Genomic DNA, 20,275 nt, shown 5'->3' with positions numbered 1-20,275 from the left:
TCCGCGTCACGGGCGGCGCCAGTCGTCCGAGGTCAGGTGGGAGCCCGCCATCGGGCCCATCTGCAGCATCCCGCCGTCCACCGGCCAGGACGCGCCGGTGACGTAGGTGGCCGCCGGGGAGGCGAGGAAGGCCACGACCGCGGCGACCTCGCGGGCGTCCCCGGGACGGCGCAGCGGGACGCCGGGGCGCTCGTGCCCGGGCGCGGTCGGGTCCTCGTCCTCCTGGCCGGTCATCGGCGTGGCGATCTCACCGGGGGCGACGGCGTTCACCGTGATGCCGTGCTCGGCCAACTCGATCGCCGCGACCCGGGTGAGCAGCCCCAGGCCGCCCTTGGCCGCGCAGTAGGCGGCCGCGCCGACCCGCGGCTGGTGCTCGTGGACGCTGGTGATGTTGACGATCCGGCCGCCGCGGCCCGCGGCGACCATGCGCCGCGCCGCCTTCTGCAGGCAGAGGAAGGCGCCGTCGAGGTCGGTGGCCAGCACCTCCCGCCAGGTGGCGAAGTCGGTGTCGAGGATCGTGCTCATGTGGCCGGTGCCGGCGTCGTTGACCAGGACGTCGACGCCGCCGAGGGCCTCGGCCAGGTCGTCGACGACGTCCGCGGCCTCCGGCAGCCGGGTGAGGTCCAGCTGCCGGACCTCGGCCCGCCGACCCAGCCCGCGGACCTCCTCGGCGGTGGCCTCCGCCCCGTCGCGGTCGCGGTGCCAGGTGATCCCGACGTCGCAGCCGGACTCGGCGAGGGCGACGGCGGTCGCCTTCCCGATGCCGGAGTCCGAGCCGGTCACGAGCGCGATGCGGGGCGAGGTCTGGGTCATGGGCCGACGCTAGGGCGCGCCACCGGACGCCGCAGGGCCGTGCGCTCGCGGCGCGCCCCGGCAGGCGGGCCGTCCTCAGGCCGCGGCGTCGAGGGGCTGCACCCCGGCGGCGTCGAGGCGCTCGTCGAGCAGCGCGTCGACCGCGGCCACCGCCTCGGCCACGCGCCGGTCGTTCTCCCCGGACGGGCAGTGCGCCCGGGCGCTGCGGGCCACCCCCAGCGCGATGTAGGCGACGGCGATCTCCAGGTCGAGGGTGTCGATGCTGGTGACGGTGCGGGTCATCGTGACCTCCGAGAGCGGGCCTCTCCTGATGACCCGCACGCTAGGCCGGGGGTACGACGGTTCCGGCCCGCGTGAAGCGGTCCGCCCAGTCGCGCAGCAGGTCGGCGAAGTCCGGCGGGGAGAGCACGGCGAACTCCGCGCCGAGCGAGCCGAGGGCGAAGGCCGGCCAGTCCAGCGAGTCGGTCTCCATCCGCACCCGGCTGCGGCCGGGCCCGTCCGCCTCGACGGTGGCCCACCGCCCGATGCGCTGGCGCACCCGCTCCGGCGGCGCCTCGACCAGGGCCTCCACCGTCCGCGTCCCGGTCGCCGCACCCAGCCCCGCGCGGACGAAGGCGACGGCGTCCTCGGCCGGCAGCCGCCGCGGGGCGAACCGCGCACCGGTGGGCCGCGGCCGCTCCAGCCGGTCGAGGCGGAAGCTGCGCCAGTCCCCGCGGGTGAGGTCGTAGGCGACGAGGTACCAGCGGCGGCCCAGCGCCACCAGGCGGTGCGGGTCGACCTCCCGCTCGGTCGCCGTCCCGTCGGCGGCGGTGTACCCGAACGCCAGGCGCTCGGTGTCCCGACAGGCCTGCGCGACGGCGGTCAGGGTCAGCGGCTCGACGACGTCGCGCGTGCCCGTCCACGGCGCCGGTTCGGTGACCGCGCGCAGCGCCTCCACCCGGCGGCGCAGGCGTGGCGGCATCACCTGCACCACCTTGGCCAGCGCCCGCACCGACGACTCCGCCGTCCCCGCGACCGCGCTCTGCGCCGCCGCCTGCAGGCCGACGGCGAGCGCGACCGCCTCCTCGTCGTCGAGCACCAGCGGTGGCAGGGCCGCACCGGGCGCCAGCTGGTAGCCGCCGTCGACCCCGCGCTGGGCCTCGACCGGGTAGCCGAGGTCGCGCAGCCGGTCGACGTCCCGGCGCAGCGTGCGGATCGACACCTCCAGCCGCTCGGCGAGGTCGGCGCCGGCCCAGTACCGGCGCTGCTGCAGCAGGGAGAGCAGGCGGAGCGTGCGCGCGCCCGGATCGGTCACGTCTCCGATCCTCCCGCCATTGAGGTCAGGATCTGGCACTTGTGCTCCCTAGCGTTGGTCCTGACCGGTTCCACCGACGAGGAGGACGACGATGACCAGCGCGACGAGCACCCTGACCGGCGAGCGGGCCGACCTGCTGGAGGCCCTGGCCGCGCAGCGCTACTTCCTGCGGTTCACCGTGCAGGGGCTCACCGACGAGCAGGCCCGGCAGCGGACGACGGCCAGCGAGCTGACCCTCGGCGGGCTGGTCAAGCACGTGGCGCACACCGAGGCGACGTGGGCCCGGTTCATCCTGGAGGGCCCCGGCGTCATGGCCGGCCCGGACGACCCCGAGCAGATGGCGAAGTGGGCCGAGGAGTTCCGGATGGGCCCGGACGAGACGCTCGAGGGGATCCTCGCCCACTACGAGGAGGTGGCCCGCCGCACCGACGACCTGGTGCGCACGCTGCCCGACCTGGACGCCTCGCACCCGCTGCCCGAGGCGCCGTGGTTCCCGCCGGGTGCCCGCCGGTCGGCCCGCCGGGTGTTCGTGCACATCATCGCCGAGACCGCCCAGCACTCCGGGCACGCCGACATCCTGCGGGAGTCCCTCGACGGCCAGAAGACGATGGGCTGACCGACGTGATCATGGCGCCGCGACCACTCCGCCGGCACCCGGCGCGGTTCCGGCGCCATGATCATCGGGGTCGGTCGTCGCGGACGGCGGCGACGACCTCCTCCAGCGCGGCCAGGCTGTGCCCGCTGACGAACGCGTCGCACAGCGGCAGCGCGGCGGCCATCCCCCCGACCAGCGGGGCGTAGCCGGGCGCGGCCTTGCGGGGGTTGACCCAGACGATCCGGGCGGCCAGCCGGCGCAGCCGCCGCATCGCCTCGGCGACGTCGTCCGGGTCGTCGGTGGCCCAGCCGTCGGAGAGCACGACGACGACCGCGCCGCGGGCCAGGCCCCGGCGGCCGTGGGTGGCGACGAACCCGCCGATGCCCGCGGCCAGCCGGGTGCCGCCGGCCCAGTCGGAGTCCGTGGCGCCGGCCCGGGCCAGCGCCACGTCCGGGTCGCGGACGGCGAGCTGCCGGGTGAGCCGGGTCAGCCGGGTGGAGAAGACGAACGCCTCCGCCCGCGCCCCGGCCACCGCGCCCTGCAGCAGCGAGAGGTAGACGCGGGTGTAGGGCTCCATCGACCCCGAGACGTCGCACAGCAGCACCAGCCTCCGCGGCTGCGTCCGGCGGGCGGCGTGCACCAGCCGCACCGGGTCGCCGCCGGCGCGCTGGGCGGCCCGCACGGTGCGCCGCAGGTCCAGCCGGTCGGCCCGGTGGCGGGTCGGCCGGGTGCGCCGGCTGCGCCGCTCGGGCGTGCTGAGCACCAGCCGCCGGACCAGGTCGCGGACCCCCGCCAGCTCGTCGGGGGTGAGGTCGGCGAAGGAGGTGTGCCGCAGCCGCTCCTCGGGCGAGGCGGTCGCCAGGACGACGTCCCGCTCGCCGCCCGCGCCGTCCCCCGGGGGCGAGAGGCCGGAGCCCGCCGGTGCGTCGACCGGTGGCCGGGAGTCGGGCGGGGCCGGGCGCACCCGCGGCTCGGACCCCACCGGCGGCGGCGCGGTCGGGTCCCCGCGGCTGTCGGCGGGGTCGAGGCGGCCGTCGAAGACGGCGGAGAACACCGCGTCGAACAGCGGCAGCTGGGCGCGGTCGGTCACCAGCGCGACCCGGCAGGTCCAGTACAGCGCGGCGCGGTCGACCGGCGGCACCATCTGCAGGGCCCGCGCCAGTCCCGCGGCCCGCTCCGGCGTGGTGGGCAGCCCGGCGCGGTGCAGCGCGGTGGTCAGCCCGACGGCGAGCGGGCCGGGCGCGACCGGCGGCGGGTCAGGCACCGGCCAGCCAGGCCGCGCCCCGGCGGCGGGCCACCTCCTGGTCGTCGCGGTTCTTGAGCACCGACCCCCACGTCGCCTCCACCGCGGGCGGGTCGAGGCGGTCGACCCCCAGCACGTCGAGGGCGGCGACCCAGTCGACGACCTCGGCGATGCCGGGCGGCTTGGCGAGGTCCAGCGACCGCAGCCGGCCCACCGCCGCCGCGGCGGCGACCGCCAGCGGCTCGCTGCTGCCCGGCACCCGCCGGCGGACGATCTCGGCGACCGTCTCCGGAGGCGGGTGGTCGATCCAGTGGTAGAGGCAGCGCCGGGTGAGCGCGTCGTGCAGGTCGCGCGTGCGGTTCGACGTCAGGACGACGACCGGCGGGTGCGCCCCCCGGATGGTGCCCAGCTCCGGCACGGTCACCGCCGCCTCGGCCAGCACCTCGAAGGTGAACGCCTCGAACTCCGCGTCGGCGCGGTCGATCTCGTCGAGCAGCAGCACCGCCGGCCGCGGCCCCGGGTGCTCGATCGCCTGCAGCAGCGGGCGCCGCAGCAGGTACTCCGGGCCGAACAGGTCGTCCTCGGCCAGCGGCGCCCCCGCCGCCTCGGCCAGCCGGATGCCGAGCAGCTGGCGCGGGTGGTTCCACTCGTAGAGCGCCTCGGCGGCGTCGATGCCCTCGAAGCACTGCAGCCGGTAGAGCGGGGTGTCCAGCACCCGGGCCAGGGCCTTGGCCGCCTCGGTCTTGCCGACGCCCGGCTCGCCCTCCAGCAGCAGCGGCTGAGGCAGCCGGACGCCGAGGAACAGCGCGGTGGCCAGGCCCGGGTCGGCCAGGTAGTCGACGCGGTCGAGCGCCGCGGTCAGCGCCGCGACGTCGGGCACCCGCTCCCGGACCTCGTCCTCGGCGCCGGCCCGCGCCGCGCCGTCCGGAGGACGCAGGTCAGGCGGGGGCATACCGGGCCGGGTCGGCGAGGAAGGCGGTGCGGCAGCCCTCGCCGCAGAACCAGGTCGTCGTTCCGTCGACGGTCGCGTGCGGGCCGGCGTCGACGGCGGCGACGCCCATCCCGCACACGGGGTCGACGGCGCGGGCCGGTGCCGCCGGGGTCACGGGCGGCGGCCCGCTGCGCTCGGCGGTGCGCCGCTCGGCGACCACCTGCGCCCAGACGGACAGCGCGATCTCCGCCGCCGTCCGCGCTCCGATGTCCAGCCCGGCCGGGCTGCGCACCCGGGACCGCTGCTCGTCGGTCACGTCCAGCGCCGCCAGGACCGCCGCGCCGCGGATCCGGCTGGCGACCAGGCCGACGTAGGGCACGCCGAGCCGCAGCGCCGCGGTCAGCGCGGGCTCCTCGCCGCGGCCGTGCGAGGCCACGACCAGGGCGGCGTCGTCGGCCGACGGTGCGGCGTCCTCCCCCGGCACCAGCTCGACGGCGAACCCGAGGGGGCCGCCGAGGGCGGCGAGCGCCTCGGCGACCGGGCTGTCCCCGACGACCAGCACCCGCGGCGCCGGCACCCGCGGCTCGAGGAAGATCTCCACCGAGCCGCCGGACAGGCACGGGTTGGCGACGGTGACCGCGCCCTCCTCGGCGACCCCGGGCCGCGCACCGGGGACGATCCGCAGCAGCAGCGGCTCGTTGGTCGACAGCGCCATCAGCCCGTACTCGCGCACCGAGGACTCCGCGCACGTGCCGCCCACGAAGCCGTCGATCACCCCGTCGGAGCGGATGAGCGCGGTGTCACCGGCGTGCGCGCTGGCCGGCCGCTGCGCGCGCACGACGGTGGCGTGCACGAACGGCACCCGGCTGCGCACCAGCTCGGCCTCGCGCTCGGTGACGTTCATGGCTCTCCCAACGGGCGGCGGAAGGGTGCGGCCCCGCTGCAGGGGCCCGCCGCGAGCTTGCGAGTGGTGGGGGGCAGCGGGGTCCTTTCTCAGATCGGTGGGGTCGGCCGGCCCTGCATGGCCTCCCACACGCGGGCCGGGGTGCACGGCATGTCCACGTGCCGGACGCCGAACGGGGCCAGCGCGTCGACGACGGCGTTGACCACCGCCGGGGGCGACCCGACGGTGGCCGACTCCCCGATCCCCTTCGCGCCGATCGGGTGGTGCGGCGAGGGCGTGACCGTGTAGCCGGTCGCCCAGTCCGGCACCTCCATCGCGGTCGGGATCAGGTAGTCCATGAACGACCCGCCCAGGCAGTTGCCCTGCTCGTCGAAGCCGATGAACTCCATCAGCGCCATCCCGACGCCGTCGGCCAGGCCGCCGTGGATCTGCCCCTCGACGATCATCGGGTTGATCCGGGTGCCGCAGTCGTCCACCGCGGTGAACGTCCGGACGTGCACCTTGCCGGTGCCCGGGTCGACGTCCACCACGCAGACGTAGGCGCCGAACGGGAAGGTGAGGTTGGGCGGGTCGTAGGTGACCTCGGCGTCGAGATTGCCGTCGACGCCCTCGGGCAGCTCGACGGTGCCGTGGGCGCCGAGCGCGATCTCGGTCATCGTCTTCCCGACCCCCGGGTCGCCGGTCACGAACCAACGGCCCTTCTCCCACTCGAGGTCCTCGGGCCGGGTCTCCAGCATCGCCGCGGCGATCGCCCGCGCCTTGTCGCGGACCTTCCGCGCCGCCAGGGCCACCGCTCCCCCGCTGACCGGCGTCGAGCGGCTGCCGTAGGTGCCCAGCCCGAACGGCGTCTGGTCGGTGTCGCCGTGCACGACCTCGATGTCCTCGGGCGGGATGCCCAGCTCCTCGGCGACGATCTGGGCGAACGTCGTCTCGTGCCCCTGCCCCTGGGTCTGCACCGACAGCCGGACGACGGCCTTGCCGGTGGGGTGCACCCGCACCTCGGCGCCGTCGGCCATGCCCAGGCCCAGGATGTCCATGTGCTTGCGGGGGCCGGCGCCCACGGTCTCGGTGAAGAAGGAGACGCCGATGCCCATGAGCTCGCCGCGCGCCCGCTTCTCGGCCTGCTCGCGGCGCAGCTCCTCGTAGCCGGCCAGCTCCAGGGCCATGCGCATGGCCGGCTCGTAGTCGCCGGAGTCGTACACCCAGCCGGTCTTGTTGGCGTACGGGAACTGCTCGGGCTTGATGAAGTTGCGCAGCCGCAGCTCCACCGGGTCGATCTCCAGTTCGGCGGCGAGGACGTCGACCATCCGCTCGACCAGGTAGACCGCCTCGGTGACCCGGAACGAGCAGGCGTAGGCGACCCCGCCCGGCGCCTTGTTCGTGTAGACGCCGGTGACCGAGCAGTGCGCGGCCTGCAGGTCGTAGCTGCCGGTGAAGATGGAGAAGAACCCGGCCGGGTACTTCGTCGGCTGCGCGGTGGCGTTGAACGCCCCGTGGTCGGCCAGCACGTTCGTGCGGACGGCGAGGATCTTCCCGTCCCGCGTCGCGGCGACCTCCCCGCGCATGATGTAGTCGCGGGCGAACGAGGTGCTCATGAGGTTCTCGGAGCGGTCCTCGACCCACTTCACCGGCCGGCCGGTCACGATCGACCCGACGACGGCGAGGATGTAGCCGGGGTAGATCCCGACCTTGTTGCCGAAGCCGCCGCCGATGTCGGGCGACACGACCCGGATCTTGTGCTCGGGGATGCCGGCGACCATCGCGAACAGGGTGCGGTGCGCGTGCGGGGCCTGGCTGGTCTCGTACAGCGTCAGCTTCCCGTCGACCGGGTCGTAGTCGGCGATCGCCCCGCAGGTCTCCATCGGCGCCGGGTGCACCCGCGGGTAGACGACCTCCTGGCTGACCACGACCTCGGCCGAGGCGAACACCGCGTCGGTCGCGGCGCGGTCACCGGCCTCCCAGTCGAAGACGTGGTTGTCGGTGCGGCCCTCGAGGTCGTCGCGGATGACCGGGGCGTCGGGGTCCAGGGCGCGGCGGGCGTCGACGAGCGGCTGCAGCTCCTCGTACTCGACGTCGATCAGCTCGAGGGCGTCGCGGGCGGAGTAGCGGTCCTCGGCGACGACGAAGGCGACCTCCTGCCCCTGGAACCGCACCTTGTCGGTGGCCAGCACCGCCTGGACGTCGGAGGACAGCGTCGGCGCCCAGGCCAGGTTCATCCCCTCGAGGTCGCGACCGGTGACCACCGCGTGCACCTTCGGGTGGGCCAGCGCCTCGGTGGTGTCGATGGAGACGACCCGGGCGTGCGCCAGCGGGGAGCGCAGGATCGCGCCGTGCAGCATCCCCGGCAGCACGATGTCGTCGAGGTAGCGGCCACGGCCGCGGATGAAGCGCGGGTCCTCCTTGCGCTGCACCCGGCCGTAGCCGATGGGCCGGTCGGCCGCGGTCATCGCCGGGTTCGGCTCGCGCTCCTGCGGCAGCGCCGAGCGCTCCTGCACCGTCGTCATGCCGGCACCTCCTCGCCGCGCTGCGTCGGGACGGCGCCGGAGCCGTCCCCGTCCCGGTGCTGGGCGGCCCAGCGGATCGAGCGGACGATCGTCGCGTAACCGGTGCACCGGCAGATCTGGCCGGAGATGGCCTCGCGGATGGTCTCCTCGTCGGGGTCGGGCTCCCGGTCGAGCAGCGCGCGGGCGGTCAGCATCATCCCGGGCGTGCAGAAGCCGCACTGCAGGCCGTGCTCCTCCATGAAGCCCTGCTGCACCGGGTCCAGGGTCGCGCCGTCGGCCAGGCCCTCGACGGTGCGCACCTCGTGCCCGTCGGTCATCGCCGCCAGCGCGGTGCACGACTTGACCGGGACGCCGTCGACCAGCACCACGCACGTGCCGCAGTTGCTGGTGTCGCAGCCCCAGTGCGTGCCGGTGAGCCCGAGCGTCTCGCGGAGGAAGTGCACGAGCAGCAGCCGGGGCTCGACGTCCCGGGTGACCTCGGTCCCGTTGACGGTCATCGTGACCTGCATCGTCAGCCTCCCTGGACGGCGGTGGTCAGCGCGCCGGCACCGGCGCGTTCGGCGGCCCGGCGCAGCACCCGGCGGGTGAGCTCGTCGGCGAGGTGGCGCTTGTAGTCGACCGGGCCGCGCTGGTCCTCGACCGGGGCGCTGGCCGCCGCCGCCAGCCGCGCGGCCTCGGCGAAGACGTCGTCGCTGGGGTGCACGCCGAGCAGCACCGCGGCGGCGTCGGTGGCACAGCCCTCGAGCCCCAGCGCGGTCAGCCCGATGGTGGCGTCGGCGATCGTGCCGTCCTCGCCGAGCACGAGCTGGGCGCCGGCGGCGGCGACCGCCCAGTCGCCCACCCGGCGCTCGACCTTCTCGTAGGCGCTGCCCGCGCGCGGGCGGATCGGGAACCGCAGCTCGGTGATCAGCTCGGTCTGCTCGCAGGCGGTCTCGTAGGGGCCGCGGTGGAGGTCCTCGATGCCGATGACCCGCTCGCCGCCGCGGCCGGCGATGACCACCTGGGCCCGCAGCACGTCGCACACGGTGGTGAGGTCCTCGGCCGGGTCGGCCTGGCCGAGGGAGCCGCCGATCGTGCCGCGGTTGCGGACGACGGGGTCGGCGATGACCCGCTCGGCGTCGTGCACGATCGGGAACAGCTCCCCGACCAGCGGCGAGGCCAGCAGCGTGGCGTGCCGGGTGAGCGCGCCCACCCGCAGCCAGTCGCCGTCGCGGGTGACGTGGTCGAGCTCGGTGAGGTCGTTGATGTCGACCAGCCACTCGGGCCGGGCCAGGCGCAGCTTCATCATCGGCAGCAGGCTGTGCCCGCCGGCGACGACCCGGGACTCGGGGCCGTGGCGCTCGAGCAGCTCCAGGGCGTCGGCGACGCTGGTCGCCCGCACGTAGTCGAAGGGGGCCGGTACCTGCACGGGCGCTCCTCCCCGGAGGGGATCCGCCGCTGGGACCCCTGGTGGCGAGGGAGCTTGTGACCTGCGCCACAACGCTGTCAAGATCGCGATAACCGATCGCTTAGGACGGCGGCCGACCATGACGTTCACCCAGCTCCGGGCCTTCGCGCTCGTGGCGGAGCTCGGGTCGCTGCGCGCCGCCGCGGCCGCACTGGGGGTGAGCGAGCCCGCGGTCTCGGCGGCGGTCGCGGCCCTGCGGAGCGACCTCGGCGACCCCCTCTTCCACCGGGCCGGCGGCGGCATCGAGCTCACCGCGGGCGGGCGGGCGCTCGCCGTCCGGGCGCGGGAGCTGGTCCGGCTGGCCGACCGCACCCGCCGGGAGGTGGCCCAGTCCTCGACGTCGGGCAGCGTGCGCGCGCTGGCGACCGCCGCCTGTGCCGAGCACGTGGCCGGCCCGCTGGTGGCCGCCTTCACCCGCCGGGTGCCGCGTGCGGAGGTCGACCTCGGCGTCGGTCCGTCCGCCCGCACCGCGGCGGCCCTGGCCGAGGACGAGGCCGACATCGTGCTCGGGGTCCGGCCGGTGCCGGCGCCCGGGCAGGCCATCGACGCGGTGCCGTTCCTGCGCTACCAGCGCGTGGTGGTCGCCGCGCCGGGCCACCCGCTGGCCGGCCGCTCCCGGGTCGGTGCGGCCGAGCTGCGCCGGCAGACCTGGCTGGCCGGCCCGGCCGGCATCGAGCCGGGCACCGAGGAGCACCGGTGGGCCGAGGGGGCCGGGCAGACCGGGCTGCTGCAGCGGCTGCCCAGCGAGGCCGACGCGCTCGACGCCGTCCGGGACGGCGGCGGCGTGGTGCTGGCCCTCGCCCACGCGGTGCGGGCCGACCTGCGGGCCGGGCGGCTGGTGCGGCTGGCCGTCGAGGGCACGCCGGTGACCGGGATGTGGTGGGCCGGGGTGCCCGGCGAGGGCCGGGCGACGGCGGCCGCGACCGCGCTGCAGCGGTTCCTCACCACGCCGGACGCCACCAGCGCGCTGCTGGCCGGGCCGGCCCGGCGCGACCGGGCGCGGCCCACCGTGCGGGTCGAGCTGTGGAGCCAGGAGAGCTAACGGCGATCGCCGAGCGGCGGGTCGCCGGGCGCCGGCGCCGGTGCGGCGCGCTCGGCCAGCACCTGGACCTCGACGGAGGTGCGGTGCGCGACCGGGTCCCAGACCTCCTCGAGCGGCGCCATCACCGAGCCGCCGATCCCGCGGCGGCGGGCCCGCGCGCCCAGCCAGGCCCAGCCGGCCGGGACGAGGACCAGCGCCGCTCCGACCTCCAGGACCAGCGCCCACTCGCCCACGCGGCCACCCTACGGACGGCGCCGGGGCTCAGGCCTCTGGATCGGCCGCGACCCGGTCCGAGGCGCGGCCGCCCTGGACCGACTGCGCGCCGCCCGAGACCCCCTCCGGGGCGGCCGGCCCGGAGCCGGTGTCCCCGCCGGCGGTCCCCTCGCCGAGGACGACCTGCCCCTCGGTCATCTCCGGGTCGCCCGCGCTGCGCTCGACCGGCGCCTCGCGCGGGGACGTATCCGCCGGACGGTCGTGCACCTCCTGCACCGAGCTGCCCGCCTCGGCCACCCGGATGGCGTCGGCGACGTCGGCGCCGCTGCGGGAGGAGTCCGGTGCGGTGTCCTCGGTCAGGGGTTCCTCGGGCTGGCTCACGGCGGCCTCCGTGTCTCGGGGTCGGGGCGGGGTGCGCGCAGTCTCGACCCGGCGCCTGGCCCGGGCAAGGGCGGCTCAGCCGCGGGCCTCCAGCTCGGCGACGCGGGCGACCGCGTCGTCCCGGACGGCGGCGGCCTCGGTGGCCTGGCGCTCGGCGGTGCGGCGGTGCCGCTCGGCCCGCTTGAGCTCCTCGGCGGTCTCGGCGGCCTCCCGCTCGGCGCGGGCGAGCTCGTCGGCGAGCTCCTCGACGCGCGCCTGCAGGTCCGCGCGCCGGGCGTCGAGGTCGTCGACCCGCCGCCGCTCCTCCTCCGCCGCGGCGCGGGTCTCCGCGGCCACCGCAGTGGCCTCCTCCGCCGCCCGGTGGGCCTCCTCCAGCTCGCGCCGGCGCCGCTCCTCCTCCGCCCGGCGGGCCTCCTCCTCGCGCCGCCGGGCCTCCTCCTCGCGCTGCCGCCGGTGCTCCGCGGCGTCGCTCCCGCGGGGGCGCGCGGCCCGCTCCGCCCGGTCGGCGCGGGGCGGGGGCACCAGCCGCAGGGCCGGCCGGACGCCCGTCGTCCCCATCCCGCTGTAGGACATCGGTGAGACCAGCCGCCCGGTGAGCAGCGCCTCCCCCGCCTCGGGGTCGGCCATCGCGGCGCGCAGGGTCTCCTCGACCTGGACCTCGATGGAACTGCTGACCCGGTGGCCCTGGTCGCGGGCGAGGGCCGCGGCCTGCCGGACCAGGGCGGAGAGCAGCTGGGCGCGCTGGCGGTTGAGCGCCTTGAGCTGGTCGCCGGCGAGGTTCTCCTGCGCCTCGCGGAGCAGGCCGCCGAGCTCGACCAGCGACTCGATCTCCTCCCGGTGCGCCCGCACGAGCAGGTTGGCCACCCAGGCGGCCTGCGACGGCTTGGGGAGGGCGCCGATCTCCTTGGCCAGCGCCCGGTCGCCGGCGGACCGGGCGTCGTCCTGGCGCTGCTTGCGCAGGGCGGTGAACTCCTCGGGCGGCACCTCGTAGAGCTCGTCGGCGACCTCGTCGAGTTCCACGTCGCCGACCCTGCCACGGACCCGCCGCGCGTCGCGCCTCAGCAGCAGGTCGCCACGCAGCTCCCGTCCTCGCCGGGGACGCAGCAGCTGTCGTCGCCGCCGACGACGGCGAGCTCCCGCTCGGTCCGGCCCTCGAGGTCGGGCCGGTGGTCGCCGGTGACGGTGTAGACCTCCCACGGCTCGCCGCCGGGGCCGGTGACCCAGACCTTGTCCTGGACGGCGTAGCAGCAGGCCGTCTGGTCCTCGACGCGGGTGGCCAGGCCGGACTCGGCCAGCCGCGCGGTGGCCGCCGAGACCTCCGCGGTCGAGGCGACCTCGACGCCGAGGTGGTCCATGCGGGTCGGCTCGCCGGCGGCGCCCTCGAGCAGGACCAGCTTGAGCGGGGGCTCGGCGATGGCGAAGTTGGCGTAGCCGGGGCGGCGCTTGGCCGGGGCGGCGTCGAAGAGCCGGGCGTAGAAGTCGACGGCGGCGTCGAGGTCGGCGACGCGCAGAGCGAGCTGGATACGGGACACGGGGCCTCCTCCGGGACGAGGCATCGACGTCCGTCGATGTCCGCACCAGGTGACCACCTCACATCGATGCTTGTCAATATGATGGACATCAGTACGATGCAGGTCGATGCCGACTGCGGAGGAGACCCCGATGAGCGACCCCGGCCTGGCGTGCTGCACGCCGCTGACCGGCACCGCGATGTCCGCCGAGCAGGCCGAGCGGGTCGTTCCGCTGCTCAAGGCCCTCGCCGACCCGGTGCGGCTGCGGCTGGTCAGCCTGATCGCCTCCAGCACCGACGGCGAGGCCTGCGTCTGCGACCTCAACGAGGCGTTCGACCTGACCCAGGCGACGATCAGCCACCACCTCAAGGTGCTGCACTCGGCCGGGCTGCTCGACCGCGAGAAGCGGGGGGTGTGGGTCTACTACGCCGTCCGCCGGGAGGCGCTGGCCGCCGTCGCCGGCCTGTTCGACCCCGCAGCGGTCCCGGCGTGAGCGACGCCGTCACCGAGACCGCGGTCCGGTCGCCCGAGGCGCCGGTCCTGCAGCGGCTGTCCACGCTCGACCGGTTCCTGCCGGTCTGGATCGTCGCGGCGATGGCGGCCGGGCTGCTGCTCGGCCGCTGGCTGCCGGGGCTGGACGACGCCCTGGGCGCGGTCGAGGTCGGCAACGTCAGCCTGCCGATCGCCGTCGGGCTGGTCCTGATGATGTACCCGGTGCTGGCCAAGGTCCGGTACACCGAGCTCGACCGGGTCACCGGCGACCGGCGGTTGATGGCGGCCAGCCTGGTGCTCAACTGGCTGGTCGGGCCGGCGCTGATGTTCGCCCTGGCCTGGCTGCTGCTGCCCGACCTGCCCGAGTACCGCACCGGTCTGGTGGTCGTCGGGCTGGCCCGCTGCATCGCGATGGTGCTGATCTGGAACGACCTGTCCTGCGGCGATCGGGAGGCAGCCGCCGTGCTGGTCGCGCTGAACTCGGTCTTCCAGATCGCCGCCTTCGCCGCGCTCGGCTGGTTCTACCTGCAGGTGCTGCCCGGCTGGCTGGGCCTGCCCACGACGTCGGCGGAGTTCAGCGTCGGGGCGATCGTGCTCAGCGTCCTGGTCTTCCTCGGTGTCCCGCTGCTCGCCGGTTTCCTCACCCGCACGCTCGGCGAGCGGACCCGCGGCCGCGACTGGTACGAGGGCCGGTTCCTCCCGCGCATCGGCCCGGTGGCCCTGTACGGCCTGCTGTTCACGATCGTGATGCTGTTCGCGCTGCAGGGCGAGGCGATCACCTCCCGCCCCTGGGACGTCGTCCGGATCGCGCTGCCGCTGCTGGCCTACTTCGCGCTCGTGTTCGGCGGCTCGTTCCTGCTCGGGATGCGACTGCGGCTGGGGTACGCCAAGACCGCCACGCTGGCGTTCACCGCGGCCGGCAACAACTTCGAGCTGGCCATCGCGGTGGCCATCGGCACCTTCGGCGTCACCTCCGGGCAGGCGCTGGCCGGCGTGGTCGGCCCGCTCATCGAGGTGCCGGTCCTGGTGGCGCTGGTCTACGTCGCGCTGTGGGCGGCCCGCCGCTTCCCCGCCGACGACCCCACCGTCCCCGCCGCCGTTCGGAGGACCCGATGACGCCCTCGGTCCTGTTCGTCTGCGTGCACAACGCCGGCCGCTCCCAGATGGCCGCCGGCTGGCTGCGGCACCTGGCCGGCGACGCGGTGGAGGTGCGCTCGGCCGGCTCGCTGCCCGCGGACGAGGTCAACCCGGCCGCGGTCGCCGCCATGGCCGAGGTGGGCATCGACATCACCGGGCAGCGCCCGAAGGTGCTGACGACCGGCGCGGTGGAAGCCTCGGACGTAGTGATCACGATGGGCTGCGGCGACGCCTGCCCGGTCTTCCCCGGCAAGCGGTATCTCGACTGGCAGCTCGAGGACCCCGCGGGCAGGGGCGTGGACGCCGTCCGGCCGATCCGCGACGAGATCGAGGCCCGCGTACGGGGGCTGCTGGCCGAGCTGCTGCCCACCTCACCGTGAGAGTGCTCTCAATCCAGCGCTGAACAGGCCTTTCGCGGAGCGGCCCAACGGAACGCCGTAGTAAGACTGACGTCATGCAGCAACCGTTCGCCCACACGCTCCGCACCACCGCGGTCGTCGCCGTCGTCCTCGGCGTGCTGCCCTTCGTCCTGGACGCGTCGGTGGTCTGGAAGGTGCTCGGCCCGGTCGTGGCCGCCGCCCTGCTCGTGCACACCGCCCAGCAGGTGTGGCAGCAGGTCTTCAGCACCTCCCCGCGGCACCTGAACGCCTGACGCGGACACGCGGCAGCCCCGGACCGGTGGGTCCGGGGCTGCCGCGTGTCCGGGGGCGCTAGCCGAAGATGAGCACTCCCAGGACGGTCGCGACCGCCAGACCGGCGATGACCGGCAGGAAGCAGCGGCGGGCCAGATCCACGGCGGGCACCCGGACGAACCCGGCGACCGCGAGCAGGGACGACCAGGCCACGAGCGTGCCGCCCCCGGACCAGATGTTGCCCATCTGGCCGATCGCCGCCAGCGTCGGGCTGCTGACACCGGCGCCGTCGGCGAGCGAGCCGGCCAGCGCGCCGGTGAGCGGCAGGCCGGAGAAGCCCGAGCCGTCCAGGCCGGCGACGACCCCGACGATCATCACGCCGAAGGCGGTGACCAGCGCGCTGGCGGGCAGCTGCTCCTGGCCGGCCACGACGAGGTCGAACAGCAGGTTCGGCGCGGTCTCCCCCTCGGGGATGCTCAGGATCGAGGCGGCGAACTCGCTGTTGCCGAGGAAGAAGAACCCGGCGATCGGCAGGACGACGCCCATGGCCTTGAAGGCGAACACCAGGCCGTCGACGATGTGGTCGGCCGCCGTCTCCAGGAACTTGTTCCCGCTCCGGGCGTACGCCGCGCCGAACATGACCAGCAGCGCGATGCCGCCGACCAGGGCCGCCGCGTCACCACCCTGGAGGTCCGGCACGGACTCCGAGACGCTGGCCACGACCAGGTAGACGATCAGGGCCAGGTACGCCAGCGGGACCAGCAGCGCGAAGGCCTTGGACGCGAACGGCTTCTCGACCGGGGTGATGGTGTGCTGCTCCGGCGGCACAGGACCACCGGCCGGGGTGCCGATCAGCGCCCGCCCCTTACCCAGCCGCTGCGCGATGGTCTGGGCCTCGTCCCGCGGCGCGGGGCCCCCGCTGGCCACCCCCACGAGCTCGCGCTGGCCACCCGTCGTGGGCCCGGCGCCACCGGTGCCGTCCGCCGGCAGGCCGCCACCGGGACCACCGGAGCCGTCAGCCGGGCCGTCCTCCGCGGCGGTCTCGACCGCCTCGGCGTCGGCCGTGCCGCTGCGCCGGTCGGCCGTGCTCTCCCACTCGGCGAGCAGCTCGTCGGAGGGCCGCCGCATCTTGCGGAGCTCCATGATGTAGCCGATGGCCAGCGCGACACCGCCGACGATCAGGGACAGCACGAAGGCGCGGTCGGCCACGACCGTCGGGTCGGCGTTGGCTGCCGTCGCCGACAGCTGCGGCGCGACGCCGATGATGTAGTCCGACGACAGGGCCATGCCCTGTCCGGCGATCGCGATGGTGAAGCCGACCGCCAGCGGGCGCAGGCCGGCCCGGATCGCGACCGGCACCAGTACCGCGCCCACCAGCGGCACGGCCGGCGTGGGCCAGAAGAACAACGAGATGAAGTACGTGACGATGACCAGCGTCCACCAGGACAGGTGCGCGTTGCGCATGACCCGGCGGAACGGGGTCACCATCCGCTTGTCGGATCCCAGTCCCTCCAGGGACCGCAGCATCGCGGTGACCATGGCGATGATCAGGAAGATGTTGAACAGGCTGGTCGCGGCCACGAGGCTGGCGTTGAACACCGACGAGAGTCCCGTGGCCAGGCTGCCCGACCACACCAGCGCGGTCAGGAACGTGGCGACCACGGCGGGTACCACGATGTTCTTGCGCATGATCATCGTGGCGAGGATGACGACGACCCCTGCCAGGAAGACCCAGTGCGCTGCTGTGAGTTGCATCGACGCCCCTAGGGGTGAGCCCAATGTGTTGGTGGGAAAAGCTCCCCGACGGGCGGAGCCCCGTCCATGAACGATGTGCACACTCGCCCCACCTCCGAATGTGCACCGTGCCGTAGTGGCGTTCTGCGCAGGTTGGCAGGCTGTTCCCGAAGCGTGAACGGAGAGGACGCCCGTGACCGGTAGCGCGACCCAGGACCGACCGTACGCAACGGCCGAGGTCGCCGACGGCACTCTCCCCCGGGCCGGGTGGCTGCTCGCCGCGCTGCTGGGCGCGACCTTCCTCGGCACGGTCAGCAACAACATCGTGAACGTGCCCCTGCGGCAGATCACCACCGACCTCGGGGCGCCGGTCACCCAGGGGGTGCTCGTCGCCTCGGCGTCCGTGCTCGTCCTGGCCGTCGCGATGCCGATCACCGGCTGGATCAGCGACCGGCTGGGGCGCCGCCGCACGCTCGTCCTCGCGCTGTCGATCCTGACGGTCGGCACGGTCGGCGCCGCGCTGGCCCCGTCCCTCCCGTGGCTGGTGGCCAGCCGCGCACTGCAGGGCGTCGGGTGCGCCGCGGTCCCGACCGCGGTCATGGGCACGCTCGCCCGCTGCTGGCCGGCCAGCCGTCGCAACCGGGTCATGGGCGCGTGGGGGGCGGCCAACGGCATCGGCCAGGCCGTCGGGCCGCCGATCGGCGGGTTGCTGGCCGACGCGCTCGGCTGGCGGTGGATCTTCTGGCTGCTGGTGCCGGTCACTGTCGGCGTCCTGGTGCTCGCCGCCTGCGTCGTCCCCCGGGACGCCGGGGAGCGCGCCCCGATCGACGGACTCGGCGTCGGCTCGCTGACGCTCGGGGTGGCCGCGCTGATGGCCGCCGTGACCGCGGCGCCGCAGGACGGCGTGCCGGGGTGGGTGCCGCCGGCGGCGGCGGTCCTCGGCGTGCTGGCACTGGCCGGCTTCGTCGTCTCCGGGCTCCGGCGGCCGCGGCCGTTCATCGACCCGCGGCTGCTGGTGGAGATCCGCTGGCTGCGCAGCGCCACCGGCGTCTTCGTGCAGCAGGTGACGCTGTTCTCCGTGCTCGTGGCCGTGCCGCTGCACCTGACCGGCGTCGCGGGGCTGTCCGGCACCGCCACCGGCCTGCTGGTCTTCCTGCTGCCCGTGGTCTGGGCCGCCTCGGCACCCCTGGTCGGGCTGCTGGCCGACCGGATCGGGCCGCGGCCGGTGCTGCGCACCGGCCTGGCGGTGCTGCTCGGCGTCTCGGTCGCCCTCGGCGTGCTCCTGGGGACGGCGTCGACGGCCGTGCTCCCCGTCGCGGCCGTGCTCGTCGTCGCCGGGTTCGCAGTGGCGCTGGTGCAGACGCCGTCGTTGAGCGGTGCCACCCGCTCCCCCGCCGGGCAGAAGGGCGCCGGCCTCGGGCTGTTCAACATGATGCGGTTCGTCGGCGCCTCGGTCGGGGCCGCCGGCGTCGCGGCCACCTACCCTGCCGCGCTCGGCTGGCTGTTCGCCGGGTGCGCCGCGGTGGCCGTGCTCGGGCTGGCACTCAGCTTCGCCGGGCGGGAACTCCCCGACCGCCCCGCCGGCTGACCGTCTACGCGCGGGGCAGCACGCAGAACTCGTTGCCGTCGGGGTCGGCCAGCACGACCCCGTCGACGTCCCCCTGACCGACGTCGAGACGGGTCGCGCCCAGGGACAGCAGGCGGTCGACCTCCGCGTCCAGCTCCCCGGGGACGGCCGGCGCGAGGTCGAGGTGCAGCCGGTTCCTGCCCGTCTTCGGCGCCACCGGCGGACCGCCCCAGGTGATCTTCGGACCGCCGTGCGGTGACCGGATCGCGGTCTCCTGGTCCTGGTCCCACACCAGCGGCCAGCCCAGCGCGTCGCGCCAGAAGTACCCGACCTGCTGCGAGCCGTCGCACGCGAGCGCTCCGAGGAACCCGCAGTCGGCGAGGAACCGGTTGCCCGCCTCGATGACGCAGAACTCGTTGCCCTCCGGGTCGGCGAGGACCACGTGGCCCTCCTCCGGACGCTGACCGACGTCGATGTGCCGGGCGCCGAGTGCCAGCGCCCGCGCCACGGTCTGCTGCTGGCCCTCCGGGGACGCGCTGGTCAGGTCGGGGTGCACCCGGTTCTGGCCCGTCTTCGGCTCGTGCGTCGGGAGGAACCGCACCTGGAACCCGGTGTCGTCGCTGGGCACCAGCGCGACCCCGTCGGCGGGGTCCTCACCCCTCTCCCAGCCCAGGAGGCCGACCCAGAAGTCCGCGAGACGGCGCGGGTCGTTCGCAGCGAAGCTCAGTGCGACGAGGCGAGCAGTCATCGCGTTCCCGACCTCCGCTCCGCTGCCTCCCGGCCGCGTCGTCCCGTCCCCGAGGGGGCGACGCTAGGGCGCTCGCGGACCACGCCGCAACGGACTTCCGCTGCCGGCCGCCCCGGCCTCGACCCGCACGCCGCCGACGTCGGGCAAGCTGGCCGCGTGCGGTGGTGGCGAGCGCTGAACACCCCACGCGGCGTCCTCTGGTCCCGCGTGGTGGCCGCCGCGCTCATGGTGGGTCTCGCCGTCGTCGTGTTCACGTCCGGCGACGACGACCAGCAGATCATCGGTGCAGGTGCCGCGCTCGTCGCGGTGGTCAACGCCGGGATGGCCGTCGGCCAGTGGCGCGAGCTGAGGGCGGCCGGCGGTTCGTCCGACTCCGAGCCGCAGAGCTGACGTCGCGGTCAGCGGCCACGATCGCGCCCGCCGCCGAGGAAGCAGCGCCGCGCCCACGCCCGGAAGCCGAGGACGACGACGGGCAGCAGCGCGACGTGGACCACAGCGCCCTGCCGACCCCACGTGGGCAGGCCCAGCAGGCCCGCGAGGAGGAGCAACGGGACTCCTTCGCCAGGGACTCCGCGAGGTCCCGCGGCTGTCCGGGGCGTTCCCGCGGGAACGCCAGCAAGGCTGGGTCCTTGCCGACGTTCCAGCGGGAACGTCGACGCCGACGAGCCGTCCCCACCACGCCCGGTGCGGGCCGCGTCGACCGGGTATGGCGCGGCCATGGCAGTGCGCAACGCAGCGGTCGCGGCCGCGGGCCAGTGGACCGACCCCGACGACGGCATCCGCTACCCCGCCGGTGAGGTCCACGCCTGGGAGCGCGGGCGCAACGAGACCGTGTGCGGCCTGTCGATGAGCAGGTCGCGGCTGGCCCGCTTCCCGCACGTGAGCTGGGCCGACGTCCAGCCGGAGTCCGGCCGGCACGCGGAGGAGGTGCAGGACGTGTGCCGCCGCTGCCGGGCGGCCCTGGGCGCCCGCCGGGACGACCGCGGCTGGACGCGCACCAACCCCCGTCCCTGACCTCCCCGGAGCCGTGGCCGACGCAGGAGGATGGCGGCTCGGTCGTCGGGGCTGCCGGTGGCCGGCCATCAGC

25 protein-coding genes are annotated in these 20,275 nt (G+C 75.4%); 9 read left to right on the top strand and 16 right to left on the bottom strand.

The genetic code is table 11. From position 1 onward, the window contains the following. Positions 1-6: 6 nt before the first annotated feature. The 3 genes from ACI789_RS01965 to ACI789_RS01955 all read right to left on the bottom strand — a co-directional run bounded on the left by ACI789_RS01965 (position 7) and on the right by ACI789_RS01955 (position 2,107). The gene (locus ACI789_RS01965) at positions 7-813 is read right to left on the bottom strand and encodes an SDR family oxidoreductase (protein WP_457006461.1); all 807 of its coding nucleotides are present in this window, start codon (positions 811-813) and stop codon (positions 7-9) included. Between the two features lie 75 nt (positions 814-888). Then, positions 889-1,095, bottom strand: a complete 207-nt coding sequence (locus ACI789_RS01960; RefSeq protein WP_456919927.1) for a hypothetical protein — start codon at positions 1,093-1,095, stop codon at positions 889-891. A 40-nt stretch (positions 1,096-1,135) separates the two neighbouring features. After that, the gene (locus ACI789_RS01955; RefSeq protein ID WP_457006460.1) at positions 1,136-2,107 is read right to left on the bottom strand and encodes a helix-turn-helix transcriptional regulator; all 972 of its coding nucleotides are present in this window, start codon (positions 2,105-2,107) and stop codon (positions 1,136-1,138) included. Between the two features lie 91 nt (positions 2,108-2,198). On the opposite strand from ACI789_RS01955, the gene ACI789_RS01950 reads away from it, so the two are divergent. Continuing rightward, on the top strand, positions 2,199-2,723 hold the full coding sequence (locus ACI789_RS01950) for a DinB family protein (RefSeq protein ID WP_456919929.1): 525 nt from the start codon (positions 2,199-2,201) through the stop codon (positions 2,721-2,723). Between the two features lie 61 nt (positions 2,724-2,784). Here the strand turns inward: ACI789_RS01950 and ACI789_RS01945 are convergent, their stop codons facing one another. From ACI789_RS01945 to ACI789_RS01920, 6 genes are all read right to left on the bottom strand, one after another. Then, on the bottom strand, positions 2,785-3,966 hold the full coding sequence (locus ACI789_RS01945; RefSeq protein ID WP_457006459.1) for a vWA domain-containing protein: 1,182 nt from the start codon (positions 3,964-3,966) through the stop codon (positions 2,785-2,787). Then, positions 3,959-4,897: an AAA family ATPase gene (locus tag ACI789_RS01940; protein ID WP_457006458.1), complete on the bottom strand. Its 939-nt coding sequence runs from the start codon at positions 4,895-4,897 to the stop codon at positions 3,959-3,961. Before ACI789_RS01940 ends, ACI789_RS01945 begins: the two co-directional genes overlap by 8 nt. After that, the gene (locus ACI789_RS01935) at positions 4,884-5,780 is read right to left on the bottom strand and encodes an XdhC family protein (protein ID WP_457006457.1); all 897 of its coding nucleotides are present in this window, start codon (positions 5,778-5,780) and stop codon (positions 4,884-4,886) included. The genes ACI789_RS01940 and ACI789_RS01935 overlap by 14 nt, the downstream gene beginning before the upstream one ends. Before the next feature lie 89 nt (positions 5,781-5,869). Further along, entirely contained in the window at positions 5,870-8,284 is a 2,415-nt protein-coding gene (locus ACI789_RS01930; RefSeq protein ID WP_457006456.1) for an aerobic carbon-monoxide dehydrogenase large subunit, read from the bottom strand. After that, complete coding sequence (locus ACI789_RS01925; RefSeq protein WP_457006455.1) at positions 8,281-8,793, bottom strand: (2Fe-2S)-binding protein; 513 nt, start codon at positions 8,791-8,793, stop codon at positions 8,281-8,283. The genes ACI789_RS01930 and ACI789_RS01925 overlap by 4 nt, the downstream gene beginning before the upstream one ends. 2 nt (positions 8,794-8,795) lie before the next feature. Next, positions 8,796-9,692: an FAD binding domain-containing protein gene (locus ACI789_RS01920; RefSeq protein ID WP_457006454.1), complete on the bottom strand. Its 897-nt coding sequence runs from the start codon at positions 9,690-9,692 to the stop codon at positions 8,796-8,798. Between the two features lie 118 nt (positions 9,693-9,810). On the opposite strand from ACI789_RS01920, the gene ACI789_RS01915 reads away from it, so the two are divergent. Continuing rightward, positions 9,811-10,773: a LysR family transcriptional regulator gene (locus ACI789_RS01915; RefSeq protein WP_457006452.1), complete on the top strand. Its 963-nt coding sequence runs from the start codon at positions 9,811-9,813 to the stop codon at positions 10,771-10,773. On the opposite strand, the gene ACI789_RS01910 is transcribed toward ACI789_RS01915, so the two are convergent. The 4 genes from ACI789_RS01910 to ACI789_RS01895 all read right to left on the bottom strand — a co-directional run bounded on the left by ACI789_RS01910 (position 10,770) and on the right by ACI789_RS01895 (position 12,899). Continuing rightward, entirely contained in the window at positions 10,770-11,006 is a 237-nt protein-coding gene (locus tag ACI789_RS01910) for a hypothetical protein (protein ID WP_457006451.1), read from the bottom strand. The two genes, ACI789_RS01915 and ACI789_RS01910, sit on opposite strands and share 4 nt — an antisense overlap. 28 nt (positions 11,007-11,034) lie before the next feature. Beyond that, a complete protein-coding gene (locus ACI789_RS01905) occupies positions 11,035-11,367 on the bottom strand; it encodes a hypothetical protein (protein WP_457006450.1) in 333 nt (110 codons plus the stop codon). A gap of 75 nt (positions 11,368-11,442) precedes the next feature. Continuing rightward, positions 11,443-12,387: a hypothetical protein gene (locus ACI789_RS01900; protein ID WP_457006449.1), complete on the bottom strand. Its 945-nt coding sequence runs from the start codon at positions 12,385-12,387 to the stop codon at positions 11,443-11,445. 38 nt (positions 12,388-12,425) lie between these two features. Then, the gene (locus ACI789_RS01895; protein WP_457006448.1) at positions 12,426-12,899 is read right to left on the bottom strand and encodes an ArsI/CadI family heavy metal resistance metalloenzyme; all 474 of its coding nucleotides are present in this window, start codon (positions 12,897-12,899) and stop codon (positions 12,426-12,428) included. Between the two features lie 130 nt (positions 12,900-13,029). On the opposite strand from ACI789_RS01895, the gene ACI789_RS01890 reads away from it, so the two are divergent. The 4 genes from ACI789_RS01890 to ACI789_RS01875 all read left to right on the top strand — a co-directional run bounded on the left by ACI789_RS01890 (position 13,030) and on the right by ACI789_RS01875 (position 15,159). After that, positions 13,030-13,371 carry a metalloregulator ArsR/SmtB family transcription factor gene (locus ACI789_RS01890; RefSeq protein WP_456917701.1) on the top strand — a complete coding sequence of 114 codons (342 nt, stop codon included), beginning with the start codon at positions 13,030-13,032 and terminating at the stop codon, positions 13,369-13,371. Then, the gene (gene arsB / locus ACI789_RS01885; protein ID WP_457006447.1) at positions 13,368-14,486 is read left to right on the top strand and encodes an ACR3 family arsenite efflux transporter; all 1,119 of its coding nucleotides are present in this window, start codon (positions 13,368-13,370) and stop codon (positions 14,484-14,486) included. Before ACI789_RS01890 ends, arsB begins: the two co-directional genes overlap by 4 nt. Next, the gene (locus ACI789_RS01880) at positions 14,483-14,887 is read left to right on the top strand and encodes an arsenate reductase ArsC (protein WP_457006446.1); all 405 of its coding nucleotides are present in this window, start codon (positions 14,483-14,485) and stop codon (positions 14,885-14,887) included. Before arsB ends, ACI789_RS01880 begins: the two co-directional genes overlap by 4 nt. A gap of 74 nt (positions 14,888-14,961) precedes the next feature. Beyond that, positions 14,962-15,159: a hypothetical protein gene (locus ACI789_RS01875; RefSeq protein ID WP_457006445.1), complete on the top strand. Its 198-nt coding sequence runs from the start codon at positions 14,962-14,964 to the stop codon at positions 15,157-15,159. Between the two features lie 58 nt (positions 15,160-15,217). On the opposite strand, the gene ACI789_RS01870 is transcribed toward ACI789_RS01875, so the two are convergent. Next, complete coding sequence (locus tag ACI789_RS01870) at positions 15,218-16,894, bottom strand: hypothetical protein (protein ID WP_457006444.1); 1,677 nt, start codon at positions 16,892-16,894, stop codon at positions 15,218-15,220. 172 nt (positions 16,895-17,066) lie between these two features. On the opposite strand from ACI789_RS01870, the gene ACI789_RS01865 reads away from it, so the two are divergent. Next, complete coding sequence (locus ACI789_RS01865; protein WP_457006443.1) at positions 17,067-18,461, top strand: MFS transporter; 1,395 nt, start codon at positions 17,067-17,069, stop codon at positions 18,459-18,461. Between the two features lie 4 nt (positions 18,462-18,465). Here the strand turns inward: ACI789_RS01865 and ACI789_RS01860 are convergent, their stop codons facing one another. Then, positions 18,466-19,188 carry a VOC family protein gene (locus tag ACI789_RS01860; RefSeq protein WP_457006442.1) on the bottom strand — a complete coding sequence of 241 codons (723 nt, stop codon included), beginning with the start codon at positions 19,186-19,188 and terminating at the stop codon, positions 18,466-18,468. Between the two features lie 156 nt (positions 19,189-19,344). Between ACI789_RS01860 and ACI789_RS01855 the strand changes: the two genes are divergently transcribed. After that, positions 19,345-19,578, top strand: coding sequence for a hypothetical protein (locus tag ACI789_RS01855; RefSeq protein ID WP_457006441.1), 234 nt, complete (start codon positions 19,345-19,347; stop codon positions 19,576-19,578). Positions 19,579-19,586: 8 nt separating this feature from the next. Here the strand turns inward: ACI789_RS01855 and ACI789_RS01850 are convergent, their stop codons facing one another. After that, on the bottom strand, positions 19,587-19,736 hold the full coding sequence (locus ACI789_RS01850; RefSeq protein ID WP_457006440.1) for a hypothetical protein: 150 nt from the start codon (positions 19,734-19,736) through the stop codon (positions 19,587-19,589). A 169-nt stretch (positions 19,737-19,905) separates the two neighbouring features. On the opposite strand from ACI789_RS01850, the gene ACI789_RS01845 reads away from it, so the two are divergent. After that, positions 19,906-20,202: a hypothetical protein gene (locus ACI789_RS01845; protein ID WP_456917711.1), complete on the top strand. Its 297-nt coding sequence runs from the start codon at positions 19,906-19,908 to the stop codon at positions 20,200-20,202. The last annotated feature ends 73 nt before the right edge of the window (positions 20,203-20,275 follow it).

The sequence above is a fragment of the Geodermatophilus sp. SYSU D00965 genome, assembly GCF_054050075.1.
This window is presented reverse-complemented; position numbering and strand designations above follow the sequence as displayed.

Coding starts and splice junctions, on each gene's coding strand:
- ACI789_RS01950 (WP_456919929.1), top strand. CDS start 2,199: ATGACCAGCGCGACGAGCACCCTGACCGGCGAGCGGGCCGACCTGCTG.
- ACI789_RS01930 (WP_457006456.1), bottom strand. CDS start 8,284: ATGACGACGGTGCAGGAGCGCTCGGCGCTGCCGCAGGAGCGCGAGCCG.
- ACI789_RS01860 (WP_457006442.1), bottom strand. CDS start 19,188: ATGACTGCTCGCCTCGTCGCACTGAGCTTCGCTGCGAACGACCCGCGC.
- ACI789_RS01960 (WP_456919927.1), bottom strand. CDS start 1,095: ATGACCCGCACCGTCACCAGCATCGACACCCTCGACCTGGAGATCGCC.
- ACI789_RS01925 (WP_457006455.1), bottom strand. CDS start 8,793: ATGCAGGTCACGATGACCGTCAACGGGACCGAGGTCACCCGGGACGTC.
- ACI789_RS01965 (WP_457006461.1), bottom strand. CDS start 813: ATGACCCAGACCTCGCCCCGCATCGCGCTCGTGACCGGCTCGGACTCC.
- ACI789_RS01890 (WP_456917701.1), top strand. CDS start 13,030: ATGAGCGACCCCGGCCTGGCGTGCTGCACGCCGCTGACCGGCACCGCG.
- ACI789_RS01940 (WP_457006458.1), bottom strand. CDS start 4,897: ATGCCCCCGCCTGACCTGCGTCCTCCGGACGGCGCGGCGCGGGCCGGC.
- ACI789_RS01875 (WP_457006445.1), top strand. CDS start 14,962: ATGCAGCAACCGTTCGCCCACACGCTCCGCACCACCGCGGTCGTCGCC.
- ACI789_RS01915 (WP_457006452.1), top strand. CDS start 9,811: ATGACGTTCACCCAGCTCCGGGCCTTCGCGCTCGTGGCGGAGCTCGGG.
- ACI789_RS01845 (WP_456917711.1), top strand. CDS start 19,906: ATGGCAGTGCGCAACGCAGCGGTCGCGGCCGCGGGCCAGTGGACCGAC.
- ACI789_RS01935 (WP_457006457.1), bottom strand. CDS start 5,780: ATGAACGTCACCGAGCGCGAGGCCGAGCTGGTGCGCAGCCGGGTGCCG.
- ACI789_RS01870 (WP_457006444.1), bottom strand. CDS start 16,894: ATGCAACTCACAGCAGCGCACTGGGTCTTCCTGGCAGGGGTCGTCGTC.
- ACI789_RS01880 (WP_457006446.1), top strand. CDS start 14,483: ATGACGCCCTCGGTCCTGTTCGTCTGCGTGCACAACGCCGGCCGCTCC.